This is a genomic window from Variovorax monticola, from assembly GCF_051216855.1.
In the GTDB taxonomy this organism is placed as follows: domain Bacteria; phylum Pseudomonadota; class Gammaproteobacteria; order Burkholderiales; family Burkholderiaceae_C; genus Variovorax.
On the sequence record NZ_JBPJZP010000003.1, the window covers coordinates 200,638 to 226,784 of the forward strand.

22 protein-coding genes are annotated in these 26,147 nt (G+C 68.1%); 12 read left to right on the plus strand and 10 right to left on the minus strand.

Features of this window, described 5'->3' with window-relative positions; translation table 11 throughout:
• Position 1: 1 nt before the first annotated feature.
• Entirely contained in the window at positions 2 to 1,336 is a 1,335-nt protein-coding gene (locus ACSFA5_RS12065; protein ID WP_435444269.1) for an aspartate aminotransferase family protein, read from the minus strand.
• Positions 1,337 to 1,462: 126 nt separating this feature from the next.
• On the opposite strand from ACSFA5_RS12065, the gene ACSFA5_RS12070 reads away from it, so the two are divergent.
• Positions 1,463 to 2,329: a MurR/RpiR family transcriptional regulator gene (locus ACSFA5_RS12070; protein WP_435444270.1), complete on the plus strand. Its 867-nt coding sequence runs from the start codon at positions 1,463 to 1,465 to the stop codon at positions 2,327 to 2,329.
• A gap of 12 nt (positions 2,330 to 2,341) precedes the next feature.
• On the opposite strand, the gene ACSFA5_RS12075 is transcribed toward ACSFA5_RS12070, so the two are convergent.
• On the minus strand, positions 2,342 to 3,070 hold the full coding sequence (locus tag ACSFA5_RS12075) for a GntR family transcriptional regulator (protein WP_435444271.1): 729 nt from the start codon (positions 3,068 to 3,070) through the stop codon (positions 2,342 to 2,344).
• A 183-nt stretch (positions 3,071 to 3,253) separates the two neighbouring features.
• Between ACSFA5_RS12075 and ACSFA5_RS12080 the strand changes: the two genes are divergently transcribed.
• Positions 3,254 to 3,619, plus strand: coding sequence for an SPW repeat protein (locus ACSFA5_RS12080; RefSeq protein ID WP_435444272.1), 366 nt, complete (start codon positions 3,254 to 3,256; stop codon positions 3,617 to 3,619).
• A gap of 101 nt (positions 3,620 to 3,720) precedes the next feature.
• Here ACSFA5_RS12080 and ACSFA5_RS12085 read toward each other — a convergent pair whose 3' ends face one another.
• The 4 genes from ACSFA5_RS12085 to ACSFA5_RS12100 form a co-directional block, all read right to left on the minus strand.
• Positions 3,721 to 5,208: an efflux transporter outer membrane subunit gene (locus tag ACSFA5_RS12085; RefSeq protein WP_435444273.1), complete on the minus strand. Its 1,488-nt coding sequence runs from the start codon at positions 5,206 to 5,208 to the stop codon at positions 3,721 to 3,723.
• Positions 5,209 to 5,221: 13 nt separating this feature from the next.
• Positions 5,222 to 8,497, minus strand: coding sequence for an efflux RND transporter permease subunit (locus tag ACSFA5_RS12090; protein WP_435444274.1), 3,276 nt, complete (start codon positions 8,495 to 8,497; stop codon positions 5,222 to 5,224).
• A 640-nt stretch (positions 8,498 to 9,137) separates the two neighbouring features.
• Positions 9,138 to 12,335 carry an efflux RND transporter permease subunit gene (locus ACSFA5_RS12095; RefSeq protein ID WP_435444275.1) on the minus strand — a complete coding sequence of 1,066 codons (3,198 nt, stop codon included), beginning with the start codon at positions 12,333 to 12,335 and terminating at the stop codon, positions 9,138 to 9,140.
• Between the two features lie 34 nt (positions 12,336 to 12,369).
• Positions 12,370 to 13,899, minus strand: coding sequence for an efflux RND transporter periplasmic adaptor subunit (locus ACSFA5_RS12100; protein ID WP_435444276.1), 1,530 nt, complete (start codon positions 13,897 to 13,899; stop codon positions 12,370 to 12,372).
• A gap of 266 nt (positions 13,900 to 14,165) precedes the next feature.
• Here ACSFA5_RS12100 and ACSFA5_RS12105 point away from each other — a divergent pair, with 266 nt between their 5' ends.
• From ACSFA5_RS12105 to ACSFA5_RS12125, 5 genes are read left to right on the plus strand one after another with little or no spacing between them, the layout of a single operon-like run.
• The gene (locus ACSFA5_RS12105) at positions 14,166 to 14,687 is read left to right on the plus strand and encodes a DUF6622 family protein (RefSeq protein ID WP_435444277.1); all 522 of its coding nucleotides are present in this window, start codon (positions 14,166 to 14,168) and stop codon (positions 14,685 to 14,687) included.
• A 44-nt stretch (positions 14,688 to 14,731) separates the two neighbouring features.
• Positions 14,732 to 15,688 carry a sterol desaturase family protein gene (locus ACSFA5_RS12110; protein WP_435444278.1) on the plus strand — a complete coding sequence of 319 codons (957 nt, stop codon included), beginning with the start codon at positions 14,732 to 14,734 and terminating at the stop codon, positions 15,686 to 15,688.
• A complete protein-coding gene (locus ACSFA5_RS12115; RefSeq protein WP_435444279.1) occupies positions 15,685 to 15,981 on the plus strand; it encodes a 2TM domain-containing protein in 297 nt (98 codons plus the stop codon). The genes ACSFA5_RS12110 and ACSFA5_RS12115 overlap by 4 nt, the downstream gene beginning before the upstream one ends.
• A 2-nt stretch (positions 15,982 to 15,983) precedes the next feature.
• Positions 15,984 to 17,057, plus strand: a complete 1,074-nt coding sequence (locus ACSFA5_RS12120; RefSeq protein ID WP_435444280.1) for a sensor histidine kinase — start codon at positions 15,984 to 15,986, stop codon at positions 17,055 to 17,057.
• 19 nt (positions 17,058 to 17,076) lie between these two features.
• Positions 17,077 to 17,907, plus strand: coding sequence for a LytR/AlgR family response regulator transcription factor (locus ACSFA5_RS12125; protein WP_435444281.1), 831 nt, complete (start codon positions 17,077 to 17,079; stop codon positions 17,905 to 17,907).
• A gap of 91 nt (positions 17,908 to 17,998) precedes the next feature.
• On the opposite strand, the gene ACSFA5_RS12130 is transcribed toward ACSFA5_RS12125, so the two are convergent.
• Positions 17,999 to 18,346 (minus strand): hypothetical protein, encoded by a 348-nt coding sequence (locus tag ACSFA5_RS12130; RefSeq protein WP_435444282.1) that lies wholly within the window; start codon positions 18,344 to 18,346, stop codon positions 17,999 to 18,001.
• Positions 18,347 to 18,495: 149 nt separating this feature from the next.
• On the opposite strand from ACSFA5_RS12130, the gene ACSFA5_RS12135 reads away from it, so the two are divergent.
• Positions 18,496 to 20,322 (plus strand): glutamine--tRNA ligase/YqeY domain fusion protein, encoded by a 1,827-nt coding sequence (locus tag ACSFA5_RS12135; RefSeq protein WP_435444283.1) that lies wholly within the window; start codon positions 18,496 to 18,498, stop codon positions 20,320 to 20,322.
• 83 nt (positions 20,323 to 20,405) lie between these two features.
• On the opposite strand, the gene ACSFA5_RS12140 is transcribed toward ACSFA5_RS12135, so the two are convergent.
• Positions 20,406 to 20,675, minus strand: coding sequence for a hypothetical protein (locus ACSFA5_RS12140; RefSeq protein WP_435444284.1), 270 nt, complete (start codon positions 20,673 to 20,675; stop codon positions 20,406 to 20,408).
• A 235-nt stretch (positions 20,676 to 20,910) separates the two neighbouring features.
• Between ACSFA5_RS12140 and ACSFA5_RS12145 the strand changes: the two genes are divergently transcribed.
• The 3 genes from ACSFA5_RS12145 to ACSFA5_RS12155 are packed head-to-tail and all read left to right on the plus strand — an operon-like array spanning position 20,911 to position 23,377.
• Positions 20,911 to 21,876, plus strand: coding sequence for a GSU2403 family nucleotidyltransferase fold protein (locus tag ACSFA5_RS12145; protein ID WP_435444285.1), 966 nt, complete (start codon positions 20,911 to 20,913; stop codon positions 21,874 to 21,876).
• Positions 21,873 to 22,436 (plus strand): rRNA large subunit pseudouridine synthase E, encoded by a 564-nt coding sequence (locus tag ACSFA5_RS12150; protein ID WP_435444286.1) that lies wholly within the window; start codon positions 21,873 to 21,875, stop codon positions 22,434 to 22,436. The genes ACSFA5_RS12145 and ACSFA5_RS12150 overlap by 4 nt, the downstream gene beginning before the upstream one ends.
• A 32-nt stretch (positions 22,437 to 22,468) precedes the next feature.
• Positions 22,469 to 23,377 carry a M23 family metallopeptidase gene (locus ACSFA5_RS12155; protein WP_435444287.1) on the plus strand — a complete coding sequence of 303 codons (909 nt, stop codon included), beginning with the start codon at positions 22,469 to 22,471 and terminating at the stop codon, positions 23,375 to 23,377.
• A gap of 60 nt (positions 23,378 to 23,437) precedes the next feature.
• On the opposite strand, the gene ACSFA5_RS12160 is transcribed toward ACSFA5_RS12155, so the two are convergent.
• Positions 23,438 to 23,827: a DoxX family protein gene (locus ACSFA5_RS12160; protein ID WP_435444288.1), complete on the minus strand. Its 390-nt coding sequence runs from the start codon at positions 23,825 to 23,827 to the stop codon at positions 23,438 to 23,440.
• Positions 23,828 to 23,858: 31 nt separating this feature from the next.
• On the minus strand, positions 23,859 to 24,794 hold the full coding sequence (locus tag ACSFA5_RS12165) for a M14 family metallopeptidase (protein WP_435444289.1): 936 nt from the start codon (positions 24,792 to 24,794) through the stop codon (positions 23,859 to 23,861).
• Positions 24,795 to 24,941: 147 nt separating this feature from the next.
• Here ACSFA5_RS12165 and ACSFA5_RS12170 point away from each other — a divergent pair, with 147 nt between their 5' ends.
• Complete coding sequence (locus ACSFA5_RS12170) at positions 24,942 to 26,132, plus strand: Fic family protein (protein WP_435444290.1); 1,191 nt, start codon at positions 24,942 to 24,944, stop codon at positions 26,130 to 26,132.
• Positions 26,133 to 26,147: the final 15 nt, after the last annotated feature.

The window sequence follows — 26,147 nt, forward strand, 5'->3', positions numbered from 1 at the left end:
CTCAGCGCACCGCCGCGCGCGTCACGGTGTCGACCGATTCGGCCAGGCGCTCGGCGATGGTCCGCAGCTCTTGCCGCGTGGCGATGAAGGGCGGCGCCAGCAGCACGTGGTCGCCCTGCCGCCCGTCGACCGTGCCGCCGAAGGGGTAGCACAGCAGGCCGCGCGCCATGGCGTCCTTCTTGACGGCGGCGTTCAACTTCAGCGCCGGATCGAACGGCGCCTTGCTCGCGCGGTCGGCCACCAGCTCCAGGCCCCAGAAGAAGCCGCGCCCGCGGATGTCGCCCACGTGCGGGTGCGTGCCCAGCGCCGCCTGCAGCATCGCGCCGAACGCGATGCCGTCGTCGCGCACTTTGGCGACCAGCCCGTCGCGGCGAATCACCTGCTGCACCGCGAGCGCGGCGGCGCAGGCCATCGGGTGGCCGAGGTAGGTATGACCGTGCTGGAAGAAGCCGCTGCCGCTGGACATGGCATCGACGATCTTGCCCTGCGCCAGCACCGCGCCCACCGGCTGGTAGCCGCCGCCCAGGCCCTTGGCGACAGTGACCAGGTCGGGCACCACGCCCTCCTGCTCGCAGGCATGCAGCGTGCCGGTGCGGCCCATGCCGCACATCACCTCGTCGAGGATCAGCAGCACGCCGTATTTGTCGCACACCGCGCGCACCGCCTTGAAGTAGCCCGGCACGGGCACGAGCACGCCGGCCGTGGCGCCCCCGACCGTCTCGGCCACGAAGGCGATCACACGGTCGGCGCCCTGCGCGAGGATGGCCGCTTCCAGCTCGGCCGCCAGGCGCAGGCCGTACTGACCGTCGCTTTCGCCCTCGCGCCGTTCGCGGTACGCATAGCACGGCGACACGTGCGTGGCCGGCACCAGGATGGGCGCGAAAGGCTCGCGCCGCCAGGCGTTGCCGCCCACCGCCAGCGCACCCAGCGTGTTGCCGTGGTAGCTCTGGCGGCGCGCGATGAAGTGGGTGCGCTGCGGCTGGCCGATTTCAACGAAGTACTGGCGCGCCATCTTCAGCGCCGACTCCACCGCCTCGGAGCCGCCGCTCACCAGGTACACATGGCTCATGCCCTCGGGCGCAAAGGCGATCAGCTCGTCGGCCAGTTGCTCGGCCACCTCGCTGGTGAAGAAGCTGGTGTGGGCGTAGGCCAGCGTGTCGAGCTGCGCATGCATGGCGGCCAGCACCTCGGGGTGCGCATGGCCCAGGGACGACACCGCCGCGCCGCCCGAGGCGTCGAGGTATTCGCGGCCCTCGGCGTCGCGGATGTACATGCCGTGGGAGCCGGCGGCAACTGGCGGGGTCTGGCGAAGATGGCGGTGGAAGACGTGCGTCATGGTGTTCTAGCGGATTGGAACCAACGTTACGGTTGCATTATTGTTTGGAACATTTGTTCCGTCAACTGCCCCAGGAAACCCCCTCCGGTACATTTGTTCCAACGACCGACAAAGAGGGACACCGTCATGGGCGCCAGAGACCAGATCCGCCAGCGTTTCAACGAACTCAGCCCCGCCCTGCAGCAGGTGGCGCGCTACCTGCTCGACCATCCGAACGAGGTGGTCACCGGCTCGATGCGCAACGTGGGCACGCGCTCGCAGAGCACGCCCGCCACCCTCGTGCGCTTTGCGCAGCACCTGGGCTTCGAGGGCTGGCCGCAGCTGAAAGAGGCCTTTGCCGCGGACATGGGCCTGGGCACCGAGACCTACGGCGGGCGCGCCAAGCAGCTCGTCGGCCGCGCCAAGGACCAGAGCCTGACCGGGGAGATGTTCGAGGTGCAGCGCCGCAACCTCGAGGCCACGCACCGGCAGAGCGAGCAGGCGCTGCAGAAGGCCTGCGCGCTCATCGAAAAGGCGCCGGCCGTGCATGCCGCGGGATTCCGCGCCTGCTTCCCCATCGCCTTTTCATTCGTCTACGTCTATCGCATCTTTCGCAGCAGCGTGCACCTGGTCGACGGCCAGGGCGGCTCGCTGGAGATGCAGCAGCGCGCCTTCGCCAAGGGCGACGCGCTGGTGGTGGCGAGCTTTGCGCCTTACTCGCGCGAAGCGCTGCAGGTGGCGCAGGCGGCCAGGGCGGCCGGTTGCCGCATCGTGGCCATCACCGACAGCCTGACCTCGCCGCTGTCGCTGCTGGCCGACGAGACGCTGCTGTTCACCATCCACAGCCCCTCGTTCTTCCCGTCGGTGGCGGCCGGCGTGGCGCTGTCGGAAGCGCTGGTCGAGCTGCTCGCCAGCCGCGCGGGCAAGCCGGTGGTGCGGCGCATCGACCAGGCGGAGGCGCAGTTGTTCGAATCGGGCGCGTACCTGGCGCCGCCGCCGGCACGCGGCGGCTAGAAGCTGTTCGCGCTATGCAAGGGCGCGGGGCTGCGCGGCGTTCTTGCGCAGGTGGTACACCAGCAGATCGCGGCGGCCGGTGATGTGGTCTCGCATGATGACCTCGGCGGCGGCGGCGTCTTGCCGGCCCAGCGCATCGACCAGGCGGCCGTGCTCCTCGACCGCCTGCATCGCCTGGGTCTGGCGGGAGAGCTGCATCGACGCATCGCGGGGGTGCGGGCGCAGGTTGCTGTCGAAGATGATCGGCAGCTGGCAGGCCCGTTGCACGGCCTCGCTCAGCCAGCGGTTGTCCGCCACCGCCAGCAGCTTGCGGTGAAAGTCCAGGTTCAGGTCGTGCCAGCGCAGCGCCCGCGCCTGCGTCCATTCCTTGCCCTGCAGCAACTTCTGCTGCTCGGCCACCATGGCCTGCAACTGTGCGTGCACCTCGCCGTCCAGGCCGCGCTCGCCGAGCATGCGGCAGCCCATGCCTTCCAGGTTGGCGCGCACGCTGAAGGCGTCGAACACGTCCTTGGCGTTGAAGCGGCGCACCTGGAAACCCTTGTTGGGCACATAGACCAGCAGCCCCTCGTCCGCCAGCCGCGCCATGGCGCCGCGCACCGGTGTGCGCGACACGCCGAGTTCATTCGCGAGCGTGGTCTCCATCAGGTGGGAACCGGGCGCGAACACGCCGTCGAAGATGCGGTTGCGCAGCGTCTCGGCCACGGACAGGGCGCGTGTCCGGGTAGGGTCGGAAGGGGTCATCGAACGTCGGAAACTGAAGACAGCCGGAAATGGGCCGGGCGGATCGTAAGGTGCGCCGCGTGCGCTTCATATCCCCGGTTCCCGTAGAAATTCGCTTCGCTCGGCGTTTTCGGCCGGAACCCCGCCCGGCCGCAGCGGTCCAACGTTTGTCGCGGCGCCTTGTCGCGACAGGAGGCAATGACCATGAAGCAAGTGAAGCATTGGCAAGACCCCGTCAACGCCGTCGCCGGCGCCTGGCTGATCGTCTCGCCCTGGGTTCTGGGCTTTTCGGACTTGACGCCCGCCATGTGGACGATGGTGGCGACCGGCATCGTGCTGGGCGCCGTGGCACTCGGCGCGACCTTCGTGCCCCGACAGTGGGAAGAATGGACCGAGGTCGCGCTGGCGGCCTGGCTCGCGGTGTCTCCCTGGGTGGTCGGCTTCCGCGGCATCGAAGCCGCCATGGTCGACGCGGTGCTGGTGGCCGCGCTGATCCTGGTGCTCGCGCTGTGGGTGCTGGTGACCGACAAGGACTACCTGGGTCACACCATCGACCGTCCGGCGCATTGACCATCGGCGCGCCGTGACACCACAAGGCCCGGTCGGGCGGCGCCCGCGCCGCGCACCGGACCGAAAGGACGGGCCCGGGGTCTGTCCGCCAGATCAGCCGTTCACTGCGCGCGGGGCGTGGTGGCGGGGTCCGCCGGCTGCGCACCGGCACTGCTGCCCATCCACCCCGCCTGCCAGCCACCGCCCATCGCCTGGATCAGCGCGATGGCGGTGGTCTGGCGGTTCACCTGCAACTGCACCAGCGTGCGCCGCGCACTGAGCGCTGCGGCCTGCGCCGTGACCACGTCGGTGTAGCCCACCTGCCCTGCGCGATAGCGGTTGAGCAGTTGCTGTTCGGTCTTGTCGGCCGCCGCCGAGGCCTCGCGGCGCAGGCCCTCCTGCTGCGCGAGCGTGGCGCTGGCTGTGAGCTGGTCTTCCACCGCCTGGAAGGCGGTGAGCACGGTCTGGCGGTAGCGCGCCACGCTCGACGCATGGCCGGCCTTGGCCGAATCGACATTGGCCGCGATGGCGCCCGCGTCGAACACCACTTGCGCCACCGACAAGCCCAGCGACCACAGCGAGTTGGCCGAGCCGAACAGGTCTTTCACGCGGCTCGCATTGCTGCCCACCGAGGCAGTGAGGTTGATGCTGGGGAAGTAAGCCGCGCGCGCAATGCCGATCTGCGCGTTGGCCGACGCCACCGTGCGCTCGGCCGCGGCGATGTCGGGACGGCGCTGCAGCAGCGTCGAGGGCACGCCGGTCGGCACGCCCGGCACGTTCGGCGTCCACTGCGCGGCCGGCAGGCTGAAGTCCGCGGGGGCCACCCCCAGCAGCGTGGCAATGGCATGTTCGTAGGTGGCGCGCGTGCGCTGCAGGCCCACGCGGTCGGCCTTGGCGTTGACGAGCTGGGTCTGCGCCTGCAGCACGTCGGTCTGCGCGGCAATGCCGGCGGCATAGCGGTTGCTCGTGATGTCGAAGGCGCGCTGGTAGCCCTGGATGGTTTCGTCCAGCAGCACGATCTCGGCGTCGGACTCGCGCAGCGAGAAGTAGTTGGTCGCCAGGTCGCCGACAGCCGACAGGCGCGCGGCGGCCAGGTCGGCCTCGCTGGCCTGCGCGCTGGCCTGCGCGCTGCTCACGGCTTCGCGCAGGCGGCCCCACACGTCGGGCGTCCAGCTGGCGCCGAGCGAGGCGGAGAACGCATTCGACGGGCTGGAGGTGCCGCTGGCGCCCACCGTGCCGGTGCGCTTGCCCGATCCATCGAAGGCGACCGACGGAAACAGCGCCGCCTGCTCGCCCCGCACCAGCGCCTGGGCCTGCGAGTAGTTGGCCACCGCCGCGGCGATGTTCTGGTTCGACACCTGCACGCGCCCGGCGAGATCGTCGAGCGTGGCGTCGCCGAACAGCTTCCACCATTCGCCACGGTCCAGCGCATCGGCCGGCGCCGCGGGCATCCAGCCTTCGGCGGTCTGCAGCTCTTTCCAGTTGGCGGGCAAGGCGGTGGTGGGTTGCTCGTAGCGCGGACCGACGGCGCAGCCGGCGAGGGCCGCGGCCAGAGAGATCGCCGAGAGCGCCGAAAGCGAAAAGCGGGAAGCGGAAAACAGTGCGTTCATGGTGTCGTTGTTCTCAAGCAGGCGTTGCGCGGCCGAGCTCGTGTTCGTGTTTGCCGCGGCGGCGCAGCTTGTCCATCAGCAGGTAGACCACCGGCGTGGTCAGCAGCGTCAGCAACTGGCTCGCAATGAGGCCGCCGATGATGGCCACGCCCAGCGGCCTGCGCAGCTCGGCGCCCTCCCCGAAACCGATGGCCAGCGGCAGCGCGCCCAGGGCCGCGGCCAGCGTGGTCATCAGGATCGGGCGGAAGCGCAGCAGGCAGGCTTCGCGCACCGCCTCCAGCGGCGTGAGCCCGCGCGAGCGCTCGGCCTCCAGCGCGAAGTCGATGATCAGAATGGCGTTCTTCTTCACGATGCCGATCAGCAGGAACACGCCGATCAGCGCAATGATCGAGAACTCCATGCGGAACATCAGCAGCGCCAGCACCGCGCCCACGCCGGCCGAAGGCAGCGTCGAGAGCACCGTGATCGGGTGTACCAGGCTTTCGTACAGGATGCCGAGCACGATGTAGATGACCACCAGCGCCGCGAAGATCAGCATCACCTGCTGGCTCTGCGACTGCTGCGCGCTGGCCGCCGTGCCGGCGAAGGCGCCGCGCACATTGGTGGGCATGGCGATGTTGGCCTCGGCCTTGGCGATGGCCTCGCGCGCGTCGCCCAGGTTCGCGCCCTCGGCGAGGTTGAACGAGATGGTGGTGGCCAGCTCGCCGTCCTCGTGGCTCACCGAGGTGGCCACCGACTGTTCTTCGAACTTCGCGACCGCCGACAGCGGCACCAGGCTGGTGGCCGTGTTGCTCAGCACGTTGCCCGACGACGCATTGCGCAGCGCCGGGTTGGCCGACACCGGCACCGCCGTGCTGGCGGCACCCGATGCCGCGCTCGAGGTCGACGAGGACGTCGAAGCCGTGGCGGTCGATGCCGCCACCTGCGTGGTCACCGTCTGCCCCGCCACCACCGACGTCCTGGTGGCCGGCACGTAGATGTCCTTCAGTGCGTTCGGGCTGCGCGTGTAGCGCGGCGCCCACTCCATCACCACGTGGTACTGGTTGAGCTCGGTGTAGATGGTCGCCACCTGCCGCTGCCCAAAGGCGTTGTACAGCGCGTTGTCGATGGACGTGGACGTGAGGCCCAGCCGGCGCGCGCTGTCGGGGTCGACCTTGACCACCGTTTCCACGCCGTTCTCGTCCTGGTCGGTGTCGACGTCGGTCAGCACCGGCTGCTGCTTCAGCTCGTCGGACAGCTTCAGCGCCCAGGTGCGCAGGTCGGCCAGGCTGTCGCTCTTGAGGGTGTACTGGTAGGTGGAGTTGCTGGCGCGCCCGCCCGAGCGCACGTCCTGCACCGTGCCCAGGAACACGCGAAGGCCCGTCACTTCGGCGAGCTGCGGGCGCAGCCGCGCGATGACGGCCAGGCCGCTTTCGGTGCGCTGGTTGGCCGGCTTCAGGTTGACGAACATGAAGCCGCCCCCGGCACGGCCCGCGCCGGTGAAGCCCACCACCGTGTCCACGGCCGGGTCGGCGCGAATGATGTCCACCACCTGGCGCAGCTTGGCCGCGAGCGCCTGCGACGAGATGCTCTGGTCGGCGCGCAGGCCGCCGTTGAGCTGACCGCTGTCCTGCTGCGGGAAGAAACCCTTGGGCGCGGCGCTGAAGAGATACACGTTCAACCCCACCACCGCCACCAGGATCAGCATGACCAGCGCCTTGCTGTCGAGCGCCCAGTCGAGGCTGGTCTCGTAACGCTTGAGCACCCAGTCGTAGCTGCGCGCGGCCATGCGGCCCAGGCGGCCCTGCGGCTTGTTCTTGTCGTGCTCGCCGCCCGGCTTGAGCAGCCACGCGCACATCATGGGCGTGGTGGTGAGCGAGATGACCAGCGAGATCAGCACCGCCGCCGACAGCGTGATCGCGAACTCGCGAAAGAGCCGCCCCACCTGCCCACCCATGAACAGCAGCGGAATGAACACCGCCACCAGCGACACGCTGATCGACAGCACCGTGAAGCCCACTTCCTTCGCCCCGAGCAGCGCCGCCTTCATGCGCGTCATGCCCGACTCGATGTGCCGGCTGGTGTTCTCCAGCACCACGATGGCGTCGTCCACCACGAAGCCGGTGGCCACCGTGAGCGCCATCAGGCTCAGGTTGTTCAGGCTGAAGCCCAGCAGGTACATCACCCCGAAGGTGCCCAGCAGCGCCGCCACCGTGGCCACGGCCGGCACGATGGTCGCGCGCACGCTGCGCAGGAACAGGCTGACCACCAGCACCACCAGGATCACGGAGACGACCAGCGTGAACTCCACCTCGCGCAGCGAGCCGCGGATGGAGTTGGTGCTGTCCGAGGCCACCTGCAGCGTGACGTCGGGCGGCAGTTGCGCCTGCAGCTCGGGCAGCAGCGCGCGAACGCTGTCGACCGTCTCGATGATGTTGGCCGAGGGCTGCCGCGTGATGAGCACGATGATCGCGGGCTCGCCGTTGAACAGGCCCAGCGTGCGCGTGTCTTCCACGCCGTCGAGCACCTCCGCCACGTCCTGCAGCCGCACCGCCGCGCCGTTGCGCCAGGCGATGACCATCGAGGCGTAGTCGCTCGCGCGCAGGGCCGGCGTCTGCGTGTAGATCTGCAACTTGCGCCCGTCCCCCTGCACCGTGCCCTTGGGCCGGTTGGCATTGGAGGCCTGGATGGCGGCGCGCACGTCGTCGGTGCTGATGCCGTAGCGGCTGAGCGCGAACGGCAGCAGCTCGATGCGCACCGCGGGCAGCGAGCCGCCGCCGATTTCGACGTCGCCCACGCCGTCGACCTGCGACAGGCGCTGGCTGACGATGTTCGACACCGCGTCGTAGATCTGGCCGGGCGTCTTGGTCTTGGACGTGAGCGCCAGGATGATGACCGGGGACGCGGCCGGGTTGGCCTTGCGGTAGGTCGGGTTGCTGCGCAGCGTGGCGGGCAGGTCGACGCGGCTGGCGTTGATGGCGGCCTGCACTTCGCGCGCGGCGCCGTCGATGTTGCGGCTCAGGTCGAACTGCAGGGTGACACGGGCTGAACCCACCGAGCTGGTGGAGGTCATTTCGTTGACGCCTGCGATGGTGCCCAGATGGCGCTCCAACGGCGTGGCCACGCTGGTCGCCATCGTTTCCGGACTTGCTCCGGGGATCGATGCTCTGACCGAGATGACGGGGTAGTCGACCTGGGGAAGCGGGGAGACCGGCAATACGAAGAATGCTGCTATGCCGGCCAGTGCGATGCCTATGGTGAGGAGCACTGTGCCTATGGGGCGCTTGACGAAGGGGAGCGACAGGTTCATCGTTGCGCTCTTTTTTGGGTTCCGGGGCCGGGACTCGCCCCGGCGGGCGAGCTACTTTCTTTTGCTTCGCCAAAAGAAAGTTGCCAAAGAAAAGGCGACCCTGCTGGCTGCGTCCCTGCGCTTCGCTCCGGGCAACCTGCGGTGCTCACGTTTCGCGGGGTCTCGCCCAAACTCGCTTCGCTCAAACAAGGGCGAGCCCTCATCCGCGAAACGCTCCGCTCCTCGGCGCATCCAGAAGGGATTTGGATACCAACGGGCCTTCGCTGCGCTCGGCCACAGAACAACCAGCAGCCAGCAACCAAGACTGACGATTCCATACCAACCGCTGCAGGCGCGAAGCGCCTGCAGCGGCTTGGGGGCCGAGCAACGCGATGGCCCGATTGGTCTCCACCCCCTCTGGCTGCGCCGAGGAGCGCAGCGTTTCGCGGATCAGGGCTCGCAGCTGTTTGAGCGAAGCGAGTTCTGCGAGACCCCGCGAAACGCGAGCACCGCAGGTTGCCCCGTAGCGCAGCGAAGGGGTCGCAGACAGTGGGGTCGCCTTTTCTTTGCTTACTTTCTTTTGGCGAAGCAAAAGAAAGCAAGTCGCCCGCCGGGGCGAGTCCCGGCCTCGGGAAACAAACCAGGCAGCAAGAGACAAGTTTCAAACCGCCTCCTCCTCGACAACACGCCGAGTGCTCCCCCCACCCAGCCGGTCGAACGCCAGATAGATAACAGGCGTAGTGAACAGAGTCAGCAGCTGACTCACAATCAGCCCCCCGAAAATCGCCAGCCCCAGCGGACGACGCAACTCCGCCCCATCCCCGAAACTCAGCATCAACGGCACCGCAGCAAACAGAGCCGCCAGCGTCGTCATCAAGATAGGCCGGAACCTCAGCAACGCAGCCTGGTGAATCGCCTCCCGCGCCGACTTCCCCTGGTTGCGCTCCGCATCGATAGCGAAGTCGATCATCATGATCGCGTTCTTCTTCACGATGCCGATCAGCAGAATGATGCCGATGATCCCGATCACCCCCAGGTCGTTGCCCGTGATCATCAGCGCCAGCAAGGCGCCCACGCCCGCCGAAGGCAGCGTCGACAAGATCGTCAGCGGATGCACATAGCTCTCGTACAGCACCCCCAGCACGATGTACACGCAAACCACCGCCGCCAGAATCAGCCACAGCTGGTTGGACAGCGACTTCTCATAAGCGCCTGAAGCCCCGAGGAACGTCATCGTCACGCTGCTCGGCAACCCGATGTCTTTCGCCGCCGCGCGAATCGCATCGACCGAAGACCCGAGAGACACCCCGGGCGCGGTGTCGAAATTCAGCGTGCTCGCCGGGTACTGCGCCACGTGCGTGATCTGCAGCGGCGCCTGCTGCTCGGTGATGTCCGCAATGGCCGACAACGGCGTGGCGGTGCCCGAGCCGGCGATCAGGTTCAGTTGGCCCAGCGTCTGCGGCGTGTTCACCAGGCCGGGCTGCGCCTCGAGAATCACGCGGTACTGGTTGGTCTCGGTGAAGATCGTCGACACGATGCGCTGGCCGAAGGCGCTGTAGAGCGCGTCGTCCACCGTGCTCGCGGTGATGGACAGGCGAGCGGCCGTGTCGCGGTTCACGTTCACGAAGGCCGCCAGCCCTTGCGCGCCGGCGTCGCTGCTCACATTGCGCACCTTGCTCGAGTCCTGCAGCCTGGCCACGAGCTTCTTCATCCACTCGGTGATGGCCGCGCTGTCCACGCCCTCGAGCGACACACGGTACTCGGTGGGGCCGGTCTCGGCGTCGATGGTCAGGTCTTGCGTGGGCTGCAGGTAGAGCGTCACGCCGGCCACCTGGTGCACGCGCTCGCGCAGGCGGTCCATCACGTCCTGCTGGTCGCCATGGCTCTTCTTCAGGTTGATGAGCATGCTGCCGGTGTGCAGCATGGTGTTGTTGGCCGCGTCCACGCCCACGAAGGAGCTGAGGTTCTCGACGTCGGGGTCTTCGAGCACGGCATGCGCGGCCTGCTGTTGCAGCTGCGCCATGCGCTCGAACGACACGTCCTGCGCGGCCTGGATGCGGCCTTGCAGCTGGCCGGTGTCCTGCGTGGGGAACAGGCCCTTGGGGATCGAGAGGTACAGCACCACGGTCAGCACCATGGTGAGCAGCGCCACCAGCAGCGTGAGCGGCTGGTGCGCGATCACCCAGTGCAGCGAACGGTCGTAGCGCACCATCACGCCGTCGAAGAACCGCTGGGCGCGCGCGCCGAAGCCGTTGCCGGCCGGGTCTTTCTTCGGCTCGTGCCTGAGCCAGCGCGCCGACATCATCGGCACCAGCGTGAGCGACACCACGGCCGAGATCAGGATGGTGATGGCCAGCGTCACCGCAAACTCGCGGAACAGCCGCCCCACCACGTCGCCCATGAACAGCAGCGGAATCAGCACCGCGATGAGCGACACGGTCAGCGAGATGATGGTGAAGCCCATTTGCGTGGCGCCCTTGAAGGCGGCCTGCAGGGGTTTTTCACCCTCCTCGATGTAGCGCGCGATGTTCTCGATCATGACGATCGCGTCGTCCACCACGAAGCCGGTGGCGATGGTCAGCGCCATCAGGCTCAGGTTGTTCAGGCTGTAGCCCAGCAGGTACATCAGCCCGAAGGTGCCGATGAGCGAGATGGGCACCGCGATGCTGGCGATGACGGTCGCGCGCAGGCTGCCCAGGAAGGCGAAGATCACCAGCACCACCAGCACCACGGCCAGCACGAGCTCCATCTCGACGTGCTGCACCGAGGAGCGGATGCCGGCGGTGCGGTCGCTCAGCACCTCGATCTTCAGGCCGGCGGGAAAGCCGGCCTGCAACTCGGGCAACTGGGCCTTGATGGCGTTGACGGTGGCGATCACGTTGGCGCCCGGCTGGCGTTGCACGTTCAGGATGATGGCGGGCGTGAGCTTGCCTTCGCCGCCGTCGGCGGCCCCGGGCTGCCGACGGGCCGCCCCAAGGCAGCCGCCCCCCTGGGGGGGGGGTTGCGAAGCAACTTCGGGGGGGCACTTTGTTCCGGCCCAGGCGCCGAGCTGCGTGTTCTCGGCGCTGTTGACCACCTTCGCCACGTCGACCATGCGGATCGGCGCGCCGTTCTTGTAGCTGACGATGAGGTTCTTGTAGTCGTCGACCGTGAGCAGCTGGTCGTTCGAGTTGATGGTGTAGGCACGCTTGGGGCCGTCGAAGCTGCCCTTCGCGCCATTGGAGTTGGCCGCCGCAATGGCCGTGCGCAGCGTGTCCAGCCCGATGCCGTTGGCGGCCAGCGCCTGCGTGTTGGCCTGGATGCGCACCGCCGGGCGCTGCCCGCCGCTGAGCGACACCAGCCCCACGCCGGAGACCTGGCTGATCTTCTGCGCAAGCCGGGTGTTGACGAGGTTCTGCACCTCGGTGAGCGGCAGCGTGTCCGACGTGATGGCCAGAGTGAGCACCGGCGCGTCGGCCGGATTGACCTTGGCGTATACCGGCGGCGCGGGCAGGTCGGCCGGCAGCAGCGAGCCACCGGCGTTGATGGCGGCCTGCACCTCCTGCTCGGCAACGTCCAGCGTCTGGCCCAGCGAGAACTGCAGCGTGATGATCGACACGCCCGCCGCGCTGGTCGAGCTCATGCGGTCCAGCCCCGACATCTGGCCGAACTGGCGTTCCAGCGGCGCGGTGACGGTGTTGCTCATGACCTCGGGGCTGCCCCCGGGGTAGAGCGTCTGCACCTGGATAGTCGGGTAGTCGACCTGCGGCAGGGCCGACAGCGGCAGGAAGCGGAACGCCACCAGGCCGGCCAGCACGATGGCGACCATCAGCAGCGAGGTCGCCACCGGGCGAAGAATGAACGGGCGTGAGGGATTCATCGGGCGCGGCGCGTGCGGGTACGGGTGCGGGTGCTCAGCGGATCGCGCCGCCCGGCGCGGCGGGCGGCGTACCCGGCGTCACGTTGGGCGCAGCCGGCGGCACCGAGGTGGGGGGCGGCGAGGTGGGCGATTCGGCCGGCGGCGCGCTGCGCGCCCCACCCTGTCCACCCGCTCCACCCGGTCCACCCGCACCGGCACCGCCTTCGCGTCGGCCGCTGCCGCGCTCCCCATTCCGTTCGCCGCGGTTGCCACGCCGCGCGCCCGAGGCCGCACCCGACGCCGGTACCGCCGGCCGGTCGACCGCGGTCTGCACGCGCGCACCGTCCTTCAGCCGGTCGCCGCCTTCAGTGACCACCTGCTCGCCGGCCTTCAGGCCCGACATGAGGGCCACGTTGTCCACGCTCGACTCGCCGCGCGTCACCGGACGCTGCGACACCGTGCTGTCGTCGTTCAGCACGTACACGTAGTCGCCGTTGGGGCCGTGGCGCAGCGCCGTCACCGGCACCACCACCGCGCTGCTCACGGTGCGCAGCAGCAGGCGCAGGTTGACGAACTGGTTCGGGAACAGCGCGTTGTCGGTGTTGGTGAAGCGGGCCTTGGCCTTGACGGTGCCGGTGGCGGTGTCGACCAGGTTGTCGAGCGTGGCGAAGGTGCCGTTGGCCAGCCGGCGCGTGCGCGTGCGGTCGAAGGCGGTGGCGTCGAGCTTGGCGCCCTGGGCCAGGCGCTCCTGCACCTCGGGCACGCGGTCTTGCGGAATGGCGAACTCGACGTCGATGGGCGCGATCTGCGTGATGGTCGCCACGCCGTTGGTGGTGCCGGTCGAGATGTAGTTGCCCGCGTCCACCGGCCGCAGGCCGATGCGACCGCTCACGGGGGCCGTGATGCGGCTCCAGCTGAGGTTGAGCTTGGCGGTGTTCTCGTTGGCGCGGTCGATCGCCACGGTGCCTTCGAGCTGCTTGACCAGCGCGGCCTGGGTGTCGACGTCCTGCCGGGCGATGGAGTCCTGCCCCAGCAGCGTCTGGTAGCGCTGCAACGTCACGCGCGCCGCGGCCATCTGCGCCTCGTCGCGCTGCCGCGCGCCGGAGGCCTGCGCCAGCGCGTTCTGGAACGGCTGCGGGTCGATGGTGGCGAGCACGTCGCCCTTCTTGACCATCTGCCCTTCCTGGAAGAGCACGCCGGTGAGCACGCCCGACACCTGCGGCTGCACGATCACGTTGGCGACCGGGGTCACCGTGCCCAGCGCCTCGAGCTGCACCGGGATGTCGGACTGCCTGGCCGTGGCGATGCCGACCGTGCTGGAGGCCGCGCCGCCGCCGCCCCTTCCACCGGGGCCGCCGGGGCCGCCAGGACCGCCGGGTCCGCCCGGGCGGGCGCCGCCGCCCGGTCCCGCACCGGGGCCGGCGACGGGCGTCTTCGCGCGCTGGATCAGGTACCAGGCACCACCGCCCAACGCCGCGAGCAGCAGCAGGGTCAGCAGGCCTCCCACCCAACGGCGCCTGCGCACCGGCGGGTGTGTGGTCGACACGTTGGCGGGCAGGGGCTCGGGTTGTTTTTCTTGTTCCATGGACGTTGCGTGCGGAGAGGACGGAGGTGCGAACCTGGGTAGTACACGCGGAATGGTAGTCGCGCTCTTTGCTGGGCCGTAAAGCGACGGTAAAGCTGTCACATGTCGCCCGCGATTCGCGCCGCCTGGCGGCGGTTCGCGCTGCCCTCGGACGTTCCGTCGCACACCGGTGGCGGGGGCGCCCGGGCGTCGGCACAGTCCGCCCATCGATTCCCGTCCCCTGCGTCCTTCTTCCAGATTCCTTCAACTTTCACCGGAGCGCCACCATGCTGATGCAAGTCATCCTCCATACCCCGAAGTGGGTGTTCGCCGTGTTCTTCCTGCTGCTGTGGCTCGGCGCCAAGCAGCTTCTTGCCAACGACGTGAGCCTGAGCCGGGTCACGCTGATGCCCGTGGCCATGGGCGGCCTGTCGGTGTACGGCGTGATCTCGGTCTTCGGCGATGCCTTCGGCCCGCTGCTGGGCTGGGCCGCCGCGGCCGTGGTGATGCTGGCGCTGGTGCTGCAGCGCCCGCTGCCCGCCACCACCCGCTACGACGCCGCCGAGCGCCGGTTCCACGTGGCCGGCAGCCCGGTGCCCCTGATGCTGATGATGGGCATCTTCCTGACCAAGTACGTGGTGGGCGCCACCCTGGCCATGCACCCGGAGCTGCGCCAGCAAGCCCTCCTCGGCATCGTGGTGCCGGTGATCTACGGCGCGTTCAGCGGTGTCTTCGCGGCCCGCGCCGTGCGGCTGTGGAGGCTGGCCATCCGTACCGACGCCATGGCGGCGAACGTGCGTCCCGCCTAAGATTTCGGTCCGAGCCCGGCCCACCGCATCCAGGAACCACCCCCATGAACGCGCTCTTGCTGATCCTCAAGATCTCCGTCACCGTGGTGCTCGTGGCGTCCATTGCCGAAGCGTTGGTGCTGTCGCTTCGCCACGGCTGGCGCAGCTACGACTGGAAGGCCTCGGCCCTGTCGGTGGTCGACTTCCTGGTGCGCGAATATCCGCTGCGCTGGCTGCTGCCGCTGGCCTTCTGGACCGGCGCCATGGACTGGTTCTACGCCAACCGCCTGTTCAGTTTGCCGATGAACCACTGGAGCGGCTGGGCCGCGTGCTTCATCGGCCAGGAGTTCTGCTACTACTGGTACCACCGCGCGGCGCACCGGGTGCGCTGGTTCTGGTGCACGCATTCCATCCACCATTCGCCGAACCAGCTGAACCTGTCGGCGGCCTACCGCTTCGGCTGGACCGGCCGCCTCACCGGCACGCTGGCCTTCTTCATGCTCGCGCCGCTGCTGGGCATGCCGCCTCGGGTGGTGCTGCTGATGTTCACGCTGAACCTGCTGTACCAGTTCTGGATCCACGCCACCTGGATCCCGCGCCTGGGCCCGCTCGAATGGGTGCTGAACACCCCCTCGGCCCACCGCGTGCACCACGCATCGAACCTCGAGTACCTGGACGGCAACTACGGCGGCGTGCTGATCGTGTTCGACCGCCTCTTCGGCACCTACATTCCCGAGCGCGCCGACCTGCCCTGCCGCTACGGGCTCGTGAACCCGATCACTTCGTACAACCTGCTCGAGATCGAATTCACCCAGTGGCGCGCGCTGCTGCGCGACCTGGCCTCGGCCCGCTCGGTGCGCGCCTTTGCCGGCTACCTCGTCAAGCCCCCGGGGTGGAAGCCCGAAGGGCCGGGCGACACCACCGAGGAACTGCGCCAGCGCGCAGCATCGCAGGCAACGCCGTCACACTCGGTGCCCGCGCCCGAGTTCATTCCCGTGCAGTACAACAAGGAGTTGTCATGATCCACACCGCTTCGAACCCCTCCCCTTCCGAAGTCGAGCGCCTTGCCCGCCGCCGCGCCGGCGCCAAGATGGGCTGGTACATCCACGCCATGGTCTATGTGCTGGTCAACCTCGGCCTGGTCGGCCTGTCCGCCGCCAGGGGCCACACCTGGGCGATCTACCCGCTCATGGGCTGGGGCCTGGGCCTGCTGGTCCACGGCGCCGTGGTCTGGTTCGTGGCGCCGGGCGGCGGCTTCTACGACAGGCTGGTGGAACGCGAACGCCGCGCGCTGGGTGGGCAGAACCGCTCGTGAGCATGCCCCCGTCCGCAGCCGACGCCGGGCTTGACCGGTTCGGCTCCGAGAACCTGCGCGACATGCTGCGGCATGGCCTGATCACCGCCGTTTTCTGCTGCCTGATCGCCAGCGCGCTGACCATCACCGACGGCGGTGGTTGGGCACCGCACCTTGTCTATTCGCTGTCGATCGGCACCATCAGCTGGCTGTTCATCGACACCAGCCGGCTGTTCCTGACCCGGAACAGCGACATTCGCTGGCCGCTCGGCGGCTGGGGCTACCTGCTTGTCGCCATCGGCGTGACGCTCGGCTTCCTGGGCGGCAACTTCATCGGCGACGCCTGGAGCGGCGCGCCGACCTTCGACTTTCTGGACCTGGCGGGGCACAAGCTGGCCACCGGGGTCATCATCACCATTGCCGCGACGATCGGCATGTGCTTCTTCTTCTACAGCCTGGGCAAGAGCAAGCACCTGCAAGGCCAGGTCGACCTCGCCCAGCGCGCCGCCACCGAGGCGCGGCTGAAGCTGCTCGAAACCCAGCTGGAGCCGCACATGCTGTTCAACACGCTGGCCAACCTGCGTGTGCTGATCACCGTCGACCCGCCGCGCGCCGTGGCCATGCTCGACCGCCTCAACAGCTACCTGCGCATGACGCTGAGCGGCTCGCGCGCGCTGTCTCATCCGCTGTCGGCGGAGTTCGACCGGCTGGGCGACTACCTCGAACTGATGTCGGTGCGCATGGGCGAGCGCCTGCGCTATACGCTGGAACTGCCCGACGATCTGCGCGACACGCCCGTGCCGCCTCTGCTGCTGCAGCCCCTGGTGGAAAACGCCATCCGCCACGGGCTGGAGCCCCAGGTGGAAGGCGGCAGCATCACGGTGCGCGCGCGCCGCGAGGCCGACCGGCTGGTGATCGAGGTGAGCGACACCGGTGTCGGGCTCGACGCGGCTGCGCCCTCCGAGGGCAGCGGTTTCGGGCTCGGGCAGGTGCGAGAGCGGCTGGCCACGGTGTACGGCGACGGCGCCCGGCTGGACCTGGCGCCCGCGCCGGACGGCGGCACCTGCGCCACACTGAGCTTTCCGCGGCCGAACTGACAACCGGACAACAGCAAAGATGCAACCCACCGCCCTCATCGCAGAAGACGAACCCCTGCTCGCCCAGGCCCTCAAGGCCGAACTGACCGCGGCTTGGCCCGAACTGCAGGTCGTGGCGATCGCAGGCGATGGCCGCAGCGCCGTGCGCGAGGCGTTGCGCCTGCTGCCGCAGGTGCTGTTCTTCGACATCCGCATGCCCGGCCTCGATGGGCTGGGCGCCGCCGCCGAACTGGCCGACTGTTGGCCCGCCGACGAGGCGCCGATGCCGCAGCTGGTGTTCGTCACGGCCTACGACGAGTACGCCGCCCGGGCCTTCGAGGCCCAGGCCATCGACTATGTGCTCAAGCCCGTGCAGCCCGAGCGGCTGCGCAAGACCGTGGGCCGGCTGCAGCAGGCGCTGGCCGCGCGGCAGCCTGCGGCCGCGCCTGCCGTGGTCGGCGAAGCGATGGAACGCACGCTCGCCCAATGGCGCCAGGTGCTGGGCGCCGCCGGGGCCGCGTCGGCCGCGGCGTCCTCTGCCCCGCTGCGCATGATTGCCGCCAGCGACGCCGGCGGCAGCACCGTGCGCATGGTGCCCATCGACGAGGTGCTGTATTTCGAGGCCGCCGACAAGTACCTGCGCGTGCTGACGGCCTCGCACGAATACCTGATCCGCACGCCGCTCAAGCAGTTGCTGCCCCAGCTCGACACCGACACCTTCTGGCAGGTGCACCGCGCGGTGGTGGTGCGCAGCGCGGCCATCGAGTCGGTGCACCGCGACGAGGCCGGCAAGATGCACCTGACGCTGCGCGGACGCACCGAGAAGATTCCGGTAAGCCGGCTGTACGCCCACCTGTTTCGCGCCATGTGAAATTGCAGCCCCGCGCGATTTGCATTTGTCAAACAAAAAGCCGACCCTTGCGGCGCCGGCTTTTTCATTCAGTCACGAATGGTGTGGCAATTTAGCGCCAGTGACCATGACCGCGGTAGTAGCCGCGACCACCGTAACGCGGGCCGTAATAGGCCGGCGGGCCGTAATAGACGGGTGCGGGACGGTAGTACACCGGTGCCGGCGGCTGGTAATAGACCGGCGGGGGCGGCGCGTAGTACACGGGGGCCGGCGGGTAGTACACCGGTGCCGGCGGGTAGTAGGCCGGAGCGCCCACGCCCACCGCAATGCCGGGAAGGCCGACACCGACCGACCAGCTCACGTCGCCGCGGGCGCTGGCCGAAGTGGCTGCAAACAATGCACCGGCTGCCACCACCCCTGCGGCGGCCCATTTGAAGAAAGTAGAACGTGTGAGGCTCATGATGTTGGACTCCTTGAATCAGTGGGCCGGGTTCGGGTCTGAACCGCCTATGTGTGTATTGAACGCCGCAATTGCAAACCGGGTGCACCGGCCAATGTGAAGAACGTTGCCAAAGGTAACCCCAGAGGGGTGCCCTCTAGAATGGCCCGATGACTTCCCCGACCGACAAAAACGGCGCCAAAACGACCGCTGCACCGAGCAATTTCCTGCGCCACGTGATCGAGAACGACCTCGAACAGGGCGCCTACGCGGGCCGCAAGTGGGGCGGATCGCCCGGCAGCGCCGCCCACCATGCCCAGGGCATGGCCGACCCGGCCAAGGTGCGCATGCGCTTTCCGCCCGAGCCCAACGGCTACCTGCACATCGGCCACGCCAAGAGCATCTGGCTGAACTTCGAACTGGCCCGCGAATACGGCGGTGTGTGCCACCTGCGCTTCGACGACACCAACCCTGAAAAAGAAGACCAGGAGTACGTCGATTCCATCCGCGACGCCGTCAAATGGCTCGGCTACGAGACCTACCTGGCCGACCGCCCCAGCGCGCCCGGCACGATGCAGCCGCACGAGTACTTCGCGAGCAACTACTTCGACTTCATGTACGAGGCGGCCGAGTACCTCATCGGCGCCGGCCTGGCCTACGTCGACGAGCAAACGCCCGAGGAAATGCGCGTGAACCGCGGCGACTTCGGCAAGGCTGGCACCGACAGCCCCTTTCGCGGTCGCAGTGTGGAAGACAACCTCGCGCGCTTTCGCGAAATGCGCGACGGCAAGCTCGACGACGGCGCCGCCATCCTGCGCGCCAAGATCGACATGGCGAGCCCCAACATCAACATGCGCGACCCCGCGCTGTACCGCATTCGCCGGGCCACGCACCACAACACGGGCGACAAGTGGTGCATCTACCCGATGTACACCTACGCGCACCCGATCGAAGACGCGTTGGAGCAGATCACCCACAGCATCTGCACGCTCGAGTTCGAAGACCAGCGCCCGTTCTACGACTGGCTGCTCGACCGCCTGGCCGAAGGCGGCCTGGTCGCCAGCCCGCATCCGCGCCAGTACGAATTTGCGCGGCTCAACGTCACCCACGTGATGACCAGCAAGCGCAAGCTGCGCCAGCTGGTTGAAGAAAAGCACGTCGACGGCTGGGACGACCCTCGCATGCCCACCATTGCAGGCCTGCGCCGCCGCGGCTACACGCCCGAGGCACTGCGCCTGTTCTGCGAGCGCAGCGGCACCACCAAGTCGGGCGGCTGGATCGACTACGCCAGCCTGGAAGCCGCGCTGCGCGACACCCTCGATCCCGTCGCCCCGCGCGCCATGGCCGTGCTCGACCCGGTCAAGCTGGTCATCAGCAACTGGGGCGAGCTGATGGGCGGTCCCGACAAGGATGAAAGCGTGCTCGACGACTGCTCGGCCCCCGTGCACCCGCACCACCCCGAGATGGGCAAGCGCGAGTTCAGGCTGGGTCGCGAGGTGTGGATTGAAAGCACCGACTACGAAGACGTGCAGCCCAAGGGCTTCTTCCGCCTGTTCCCGGGCAACAAGGTGCGGCTGAAGTACGGCCATGTCATCGAGTGCACCGGCGCCACGCGCGATGCGAACGGCAAGCTCGTCGAAGTGCAGGCCACGCTGGTGCCGGACACGAAGAGCGGCACGCCCGGGGCGGACGCGGTCAAGGTGAAGGGCAACATCACCTGGGTGGCGGTGGCGGACGCGGTGCAGGCCGAAGTGCGGCTGTACGAGCGGCTGTTCTCGGAAGCCAATCCGGGCAGCGGCGAGCTGATGGACGAGCTCAACAAGGCGAGCCTGCAAGTGTGCGTGGCGTTCGTGGAGCCGTCGCTCGCCAAGGCGGCGCCTGGCGTCGGGGTTCAGTTCGAGCGGCACGGGTACTTCGTGCCGGATTCGAAGGCCGGTGCGGATGGCAAGCCGGTGTTCAACCGTGCGGCCGGGATGCGGGACAGCTGGGGCAAGTAAGCCCGCTCACCTTCTCGCTCGGATCTCCTCTCCCCCGAAGCCGGGCCCGCAAGGGCTCCGGCTTTTTCTTTTTCAGCGGCCCGTCATTCAGGCCGCTTGTAGACCACGCCGAGCACCGCGCTGTTCTCGTCGGTGGTGCACACCGCCGAGCGACCTTGCGGGCCGACCTTCAGGTTGATCGTGTAGACGCCGTCGCGGGGTGTGGAGCCGCTGTCCACCGCGATGCTGCCCGCGGGCACCCGCAGTTCGCGCGCGGCCGCTGCCACGCAATTCTTCACGCTCGCCTCGGGTGCGCCGCCGACGCGAACGGAGGTGCTGTTGCAGGCGGCGAGCAGGAGCGTTGCGCTTGCCATGCTTGTGAGTTGGATGAGGCTTCGCATTTTCATTGGTGACGTCCTGTTGGCTCTTGGAACGACATTGGGGCTTGTTCGAGGAAGGCACGATGCAGGACGGCCGCCCTCCAGCGTGTGGCCCGCCGCCGCTTCTTGCCTCGCAGCAACTTTTCGCTTCAAATCGAAAGGCATAAGCTGTTAATTTAAATGAATTTTCCGTATAAATTTTAATTTATGTGATTCATACGGAAAAACAATGGATTTCCAAGACATCGGCGACGACGCGCGCCGCCAGTACATCGACGCCAGAGCCACCTTCGAAGCCCTTGAAGCAGCTGAAGCCCTGGCTGCGGGAGTGCGCGGCGGCATGTACTGGAAGAGCGCCAATGGTGTCGACTACCTCATTCGCACCAGCACGCGCAACGCACAAAAGAGCTTGGGCGCCCGAAGCTCTGAAACCGAAGCCATCCACACCAGCTTCGTCAGAAGGAAGGAAGAAGCCGAGAGCCGGATCAAAGACCTGAGCGAGGCACTCACTCGCCACCAACGCATGAACCGGGCCTTGTTCGTCGGCCGCGCTCCGACCATCGTCGTCGACATCCTCGACATGCTGAAGCGCGCCGACATCTCGGAGCACTTCACCGTGGTCGGTACGCACGCGCTCTATGCCTACGAAACGGCAGCGGGCGTGCGCCTGCACAGCGCAGCGGTGGCCACGCGCGATGTCGATCTGCTCTGGGACACGCGCAAGCGTTTCCGGCTGGCCACACAGCTCAAGCGGCTGGACTCGTCCATGCTGGCGCTGCTGCGCAAGGTCGACAAGACGTTTTCGCTGATCGACGATCAGCGCTACACGGCCGTCAACAGCAAAGGCTTCGAGGTGGACATCCTGCGGCGCGAGGTGCAAGAGAAAGACCCCCACCCTGCGCAGTTGAGTGACGCCGAAGACGACTTCTGGGTCGTGCAGGCCCGCAACACGGAACAGCTGGTGAGCGCGCCACGTTTCTCCGCTGTGGTGGTCGGGGCCACAGGACACATGGCGCGGATGAACACTGTGCATCCGCTCGCCTTCGTGCGCTTCAAGCGGTGGCTGGCGCATCGGCCCGATCGCGACCCACTCAAGTCAAGGCGCGACACCCTGCAGGCGGACACCGTCGAGCGACTGGTGCGAGACTATCTGCCGCAGCTGGCCGATGCGCCACGCAACGCCACCCGCCCATGAATTTGCCGACCTCTTCCTCCCGCCTGATCCGCTTCAACAAACCCTACGGCGTCCTCAGCCAGTTCACGCCCGAGGGCCGCTGGCGTGGCCTGAAGGACTTCATCGACCTGCCCGGCGTGTACGTCGCCGGCCGGCTCGATGCCGACAGCGAAGGCCTGCTGCTGCTCACCGACGACGGCAAGCTGCAGGCACACATCGCCGATCCGCGCTTCAAGATGGAGAAGACCTACTGGGTGCAGGTGGAAGGCGCACCGACCGACGAGGCCCTTGCGGCCTTGCGCAGCGGCGTGCAGCTCAACGACGGACCTACGCGCCCGGCCAGGGCGCGCCTGCTCGACCCGCCGCCCGAGGTGTGGGACCGCGAGCCCCCGATCCGCGAGCGCAAGAACATCCCCACCGCGTGGCTGGAGCTGGCGATCAGCGAAGGCCGCAACCGCCAGGTCCGGCGCATGACGGCCGCCGTCGGGCTGCCGACGTTGCGCCTGGTCCGCGCCGCCATCGGGCCCTACACGCTGGACGGACTGGCGCCGGGAACCTGGCTGGAACAGCCCGGCGGCTGATCCGCACACAACCTTTCATCCGAATCCTTTCCATGCACACGATCCTTCCTTTCTCCGACCTCCCCTCCGCCGTGCTGAACCGCCGCAGCGCCGTGCTCGGCGCCATCGGCTTGCTTGCGCTGCCGGCGATGCACGCCAACGCGGCAACCTCGGCCAAGACAAAGAAGCCATCCGCGCCCGACGTGTGGCCGCACGCGTCGCAGGTGCCGGGCGGCGTCGTCCGCCTCTCGCTCGGCCCCTCGGCCACGCGCCCCAAGGCCTTCGCCGGCGACGTGCCGCTGCTGGTGCTCGGCGATCCGATCGAATGGACCGCGCTGGCCGGCATTCCGCTCGCGGCCGAACCTGGCGAGGCCCGCATCACGGTGCGTGCCGACGGCAAGCCCGAGCGTCAGGTCGCCTACACCGTCGCCGCGAAGCAATACCGCGAACAGCGTCTGACGGTGGCGCCGCGCACCGTCGACCTGTCGCCCGAGGACGAGGCCCGCTACGTGAAGGAGCGCGACCACCTCACCGGCGTGATGGCCACGCTCACCGACATGCGCCCCGACGCCGCGCTGCAGATGCGCGTGCCCGTGCCGGGCCGCCGCTCGAGCTCGTTCGGGCTGCGCCGCGTGTTCAACGGCCAGTCGCGCAATCCGCACAGCGGCATGGACATCGCGGCGGGCACGGGCACGCCGGTGTTGGCGCCGCTGCCGGGGAAGGTGATCGATACGGGGGACTACTTCTTCAACGGCGGCACGGTGTGGATGGACCACGGCGGCGGGCTGCTGACGATGTACTGCCACCTGAGCCGGGTGGACGTGAAGGTCGGCGATGTGCTGAAGACCGGGGAGCCGCTGGCCGCGGTGGGCGCGACCGGGCGGGTGACGGGGCCGCACCTGCATTGGGGTGTGATGCTGAACCGGGCGATGGTGGATCCGGCGTTGTTCGTTGCGGGTTGAGCAACGAACCGAACTGTCACGACGCCGACGGAAGCACCGAAGACAAGCCGCGCCACCCGCTCATCTGCCGACCGCACTTTTCGGCCACGCAGAGGTGCACCACGCAATGAGCCCCAACAACCCCACCTGCACCGGCAACCGCACCACCAACGCCCAATACGGCACGTTCGCAAACAGCTCCGGCCTCTGCAGCATGTAGAAATGCGCCGGCGTCACCGCAAGCGTCAGCAGGAACAGCCCGATACCCGCAGCCCTGCGCGCAGGCCGCCACAGCAACCCGGCCGCCCCCAGCAACTCGAACACCCCGCTCACCAGCACGGCCGCGCGCGGCCACGGGATGTACGGCGGCACGATGCGCATCTCGGTCTCGGTCAGCGCGAAATGCGCCACGCCGCCGATGGCGAACCACAGGAAGACGAACGTGAGCCCCGCCACGCGCCAGCGGCTCATGGCGGGCATCGCGTTCATCGCGGGGCCGGCCTCACAGCGGCTTGGTGAGGTACACCGCCTCGCGCCCGACGATCGTGCGCTGCGCGGGCATGAAGATCGTGCAGTCGTCGCACAGCGCGCGAATTTCTTCCGCGCCGTTGGTCGCGATCAGCTCGCCCTTGGCGAAGGTCTCGAAGCCGATCAGCGGGCGCACGAAGGCGAAGTCTTCCGACTTGATGACGTAGGTCTGCAGCAGCTCGAAGCGCCGCTGCGGCTCGGGCGCGGGGTTGGCCGGGTTCTGGTCGACGAGGCCGAAGTACGCAAGAAAGTCATAGGTGACGGCGGTCGCCAGCTCTGAAGCGGAGCGCAAAAAGTGCTGGCCGCACTCGACCACCATCGCCACACCCTTGCCGTCCGGGCCGCCGTGGCTGCCGTACTGGATCAGCGGCGTGCCCGAGCCCAGGCCGTCGGGCATCACGAGGTGCACCGACGGGCGGCCGATGGCCAGCGCGACCTTGGCGTTGCGCTCGAAGGCCGGGTACACCCAGAACGGCACCACGGGCTGGCTGGTCGAGTGGATGTCCAGGATGTGGTCGGCCGCGTCCACCACCGGGCGCAGGATGCGCGCGCGGCGCAGCTCGGGGCTGTCTTCGGTGCCGTCGAGCCACTCGGGCGACCAGATGCGGTTGAGGTTGTGCACGATCTGGCGGCTGTCGTAGGGCGACTCTTCCTTGAACGACTCGTAGGCGTCGATGTTGGCGAAGGCCACGGTGAGCGTGCCGATCTTCGGGCGCACGTTGTTGTCGAGCAGGTGCGTGGCGGCCGTCATGCCGCAGATTTCGTTGCCGTGCGTGAGCGCGTTGATCAGCACGTGCGGGCCGGGCTTGCCGGACTCGAAGCGGTGCACGTAGTCGATGCCGACGTTGCCCTTGCGGTAGGCAGAGAGGTCGCGGGGGAGGACTTCGAGGGCGGGGGGAGATTGGGTCATGTGGCGGTAAGAAGTGAATTCGTGGTCTGACTTTGAAGTTTGCTACAGGTAACCAATTTGTGCCTTTGTTCGCGAAAACCGTGCACGTGCGCCGCAAATTCACATTTACGAATCATTTTTTGAGCCGATTTACGTAAAATTCGGTTCATGGTCTCCTCCACCTCCCTCTATATCTGGCAGCAACCCGACTGGCCAGCGCTTCATTACGACGCAATAGCGGCGGGCCCTGCGCTGGCCCAGGCACGCGAGCTCAAGGGCGAGGTGGGTGGTTTGGCTCGCGCCATCGGCCTGGACGGCCTGGTCGAGGTCGAAGAAGCCCTTTGGACGCAGGAGGCCGTCGCCACCGCAGCCATCGAGGGGGAGCGGCTCGACCTCGCCGCGGTGCGCTCCTCGGTGCTGCGGCGGTTGGGTACGAGTGACGCTGGCCCGATCGACCGGCATGTCGACGGCCTGGTGCAGGTCATTCACGACGCCACCACGAACTTCGACGCGCCGCTCGACGCGGACAGGTTGTGCCGTTGGCAATCGGCGCTCTTTCCCGGCGGCACCACGGGCATCCGGCGTATCGCAGTCGGCCGCTACAGGGATCATGCCGACGCCATGCAGATCGTGAGCGGTCTGCCCGGCAGGGAGGTCGTGCACTACACGGCGCCCCCGTCTTCCTCCGTGGCGCGGGAGATGGAGGCCTTCCTGGCGTGGTTCGCTCAAACGCGCCACGGCTCGATGGACGGCATCGCACGCGCCGCCATCTCCCACCTGTGGTTCGAAACCATCCACCCCTTCGAGGACGGCAACGGCCGCGTCGGCCGGGCGGTCGCCGACATGGCATTGGCACAGGACAGCCGCGCATCGACACGTCTCTTCAGTCTTTCACGCCAGTTGCTGGCGGACCGCAAGGGCTACTACGACGCCTTGGCAAACGGCCAATCGGCCGGCATGGACGCAACGGCCTTCGTGCAATGGTTCGCACAAGCCTTCGGGCGTGCGTGCATCGCATCGGGCAACACCATTCAGTCCTCGCTGGAGCGCTCGCGCTTCTGGACGCGGCATGCGCAGCACGACATCAACGAGCGGCAGCGCCAGCTGTTGCGCAGGCTGCTCGAAGCGGGGGACGGCGGCTTCCTCGGCGGGCTCAACGTCGAGAAGTACCTGAAGATGGTGCGCGTGTCGAAGGCCACCGCCACGCGCGACTTGTCGGACCTGGTGCGCAACGGCATGCTTTACACCGTGGGCCAGGGAAAAGCCCTGCGCTACTACGTGAACATGCCCGGGTGGACGCACGGCGCAGCGGGCGCGAACGACGCCCGGAACGACACCCAGGAAGGCGCAGACCCCTGACCTCGGAACATCGCG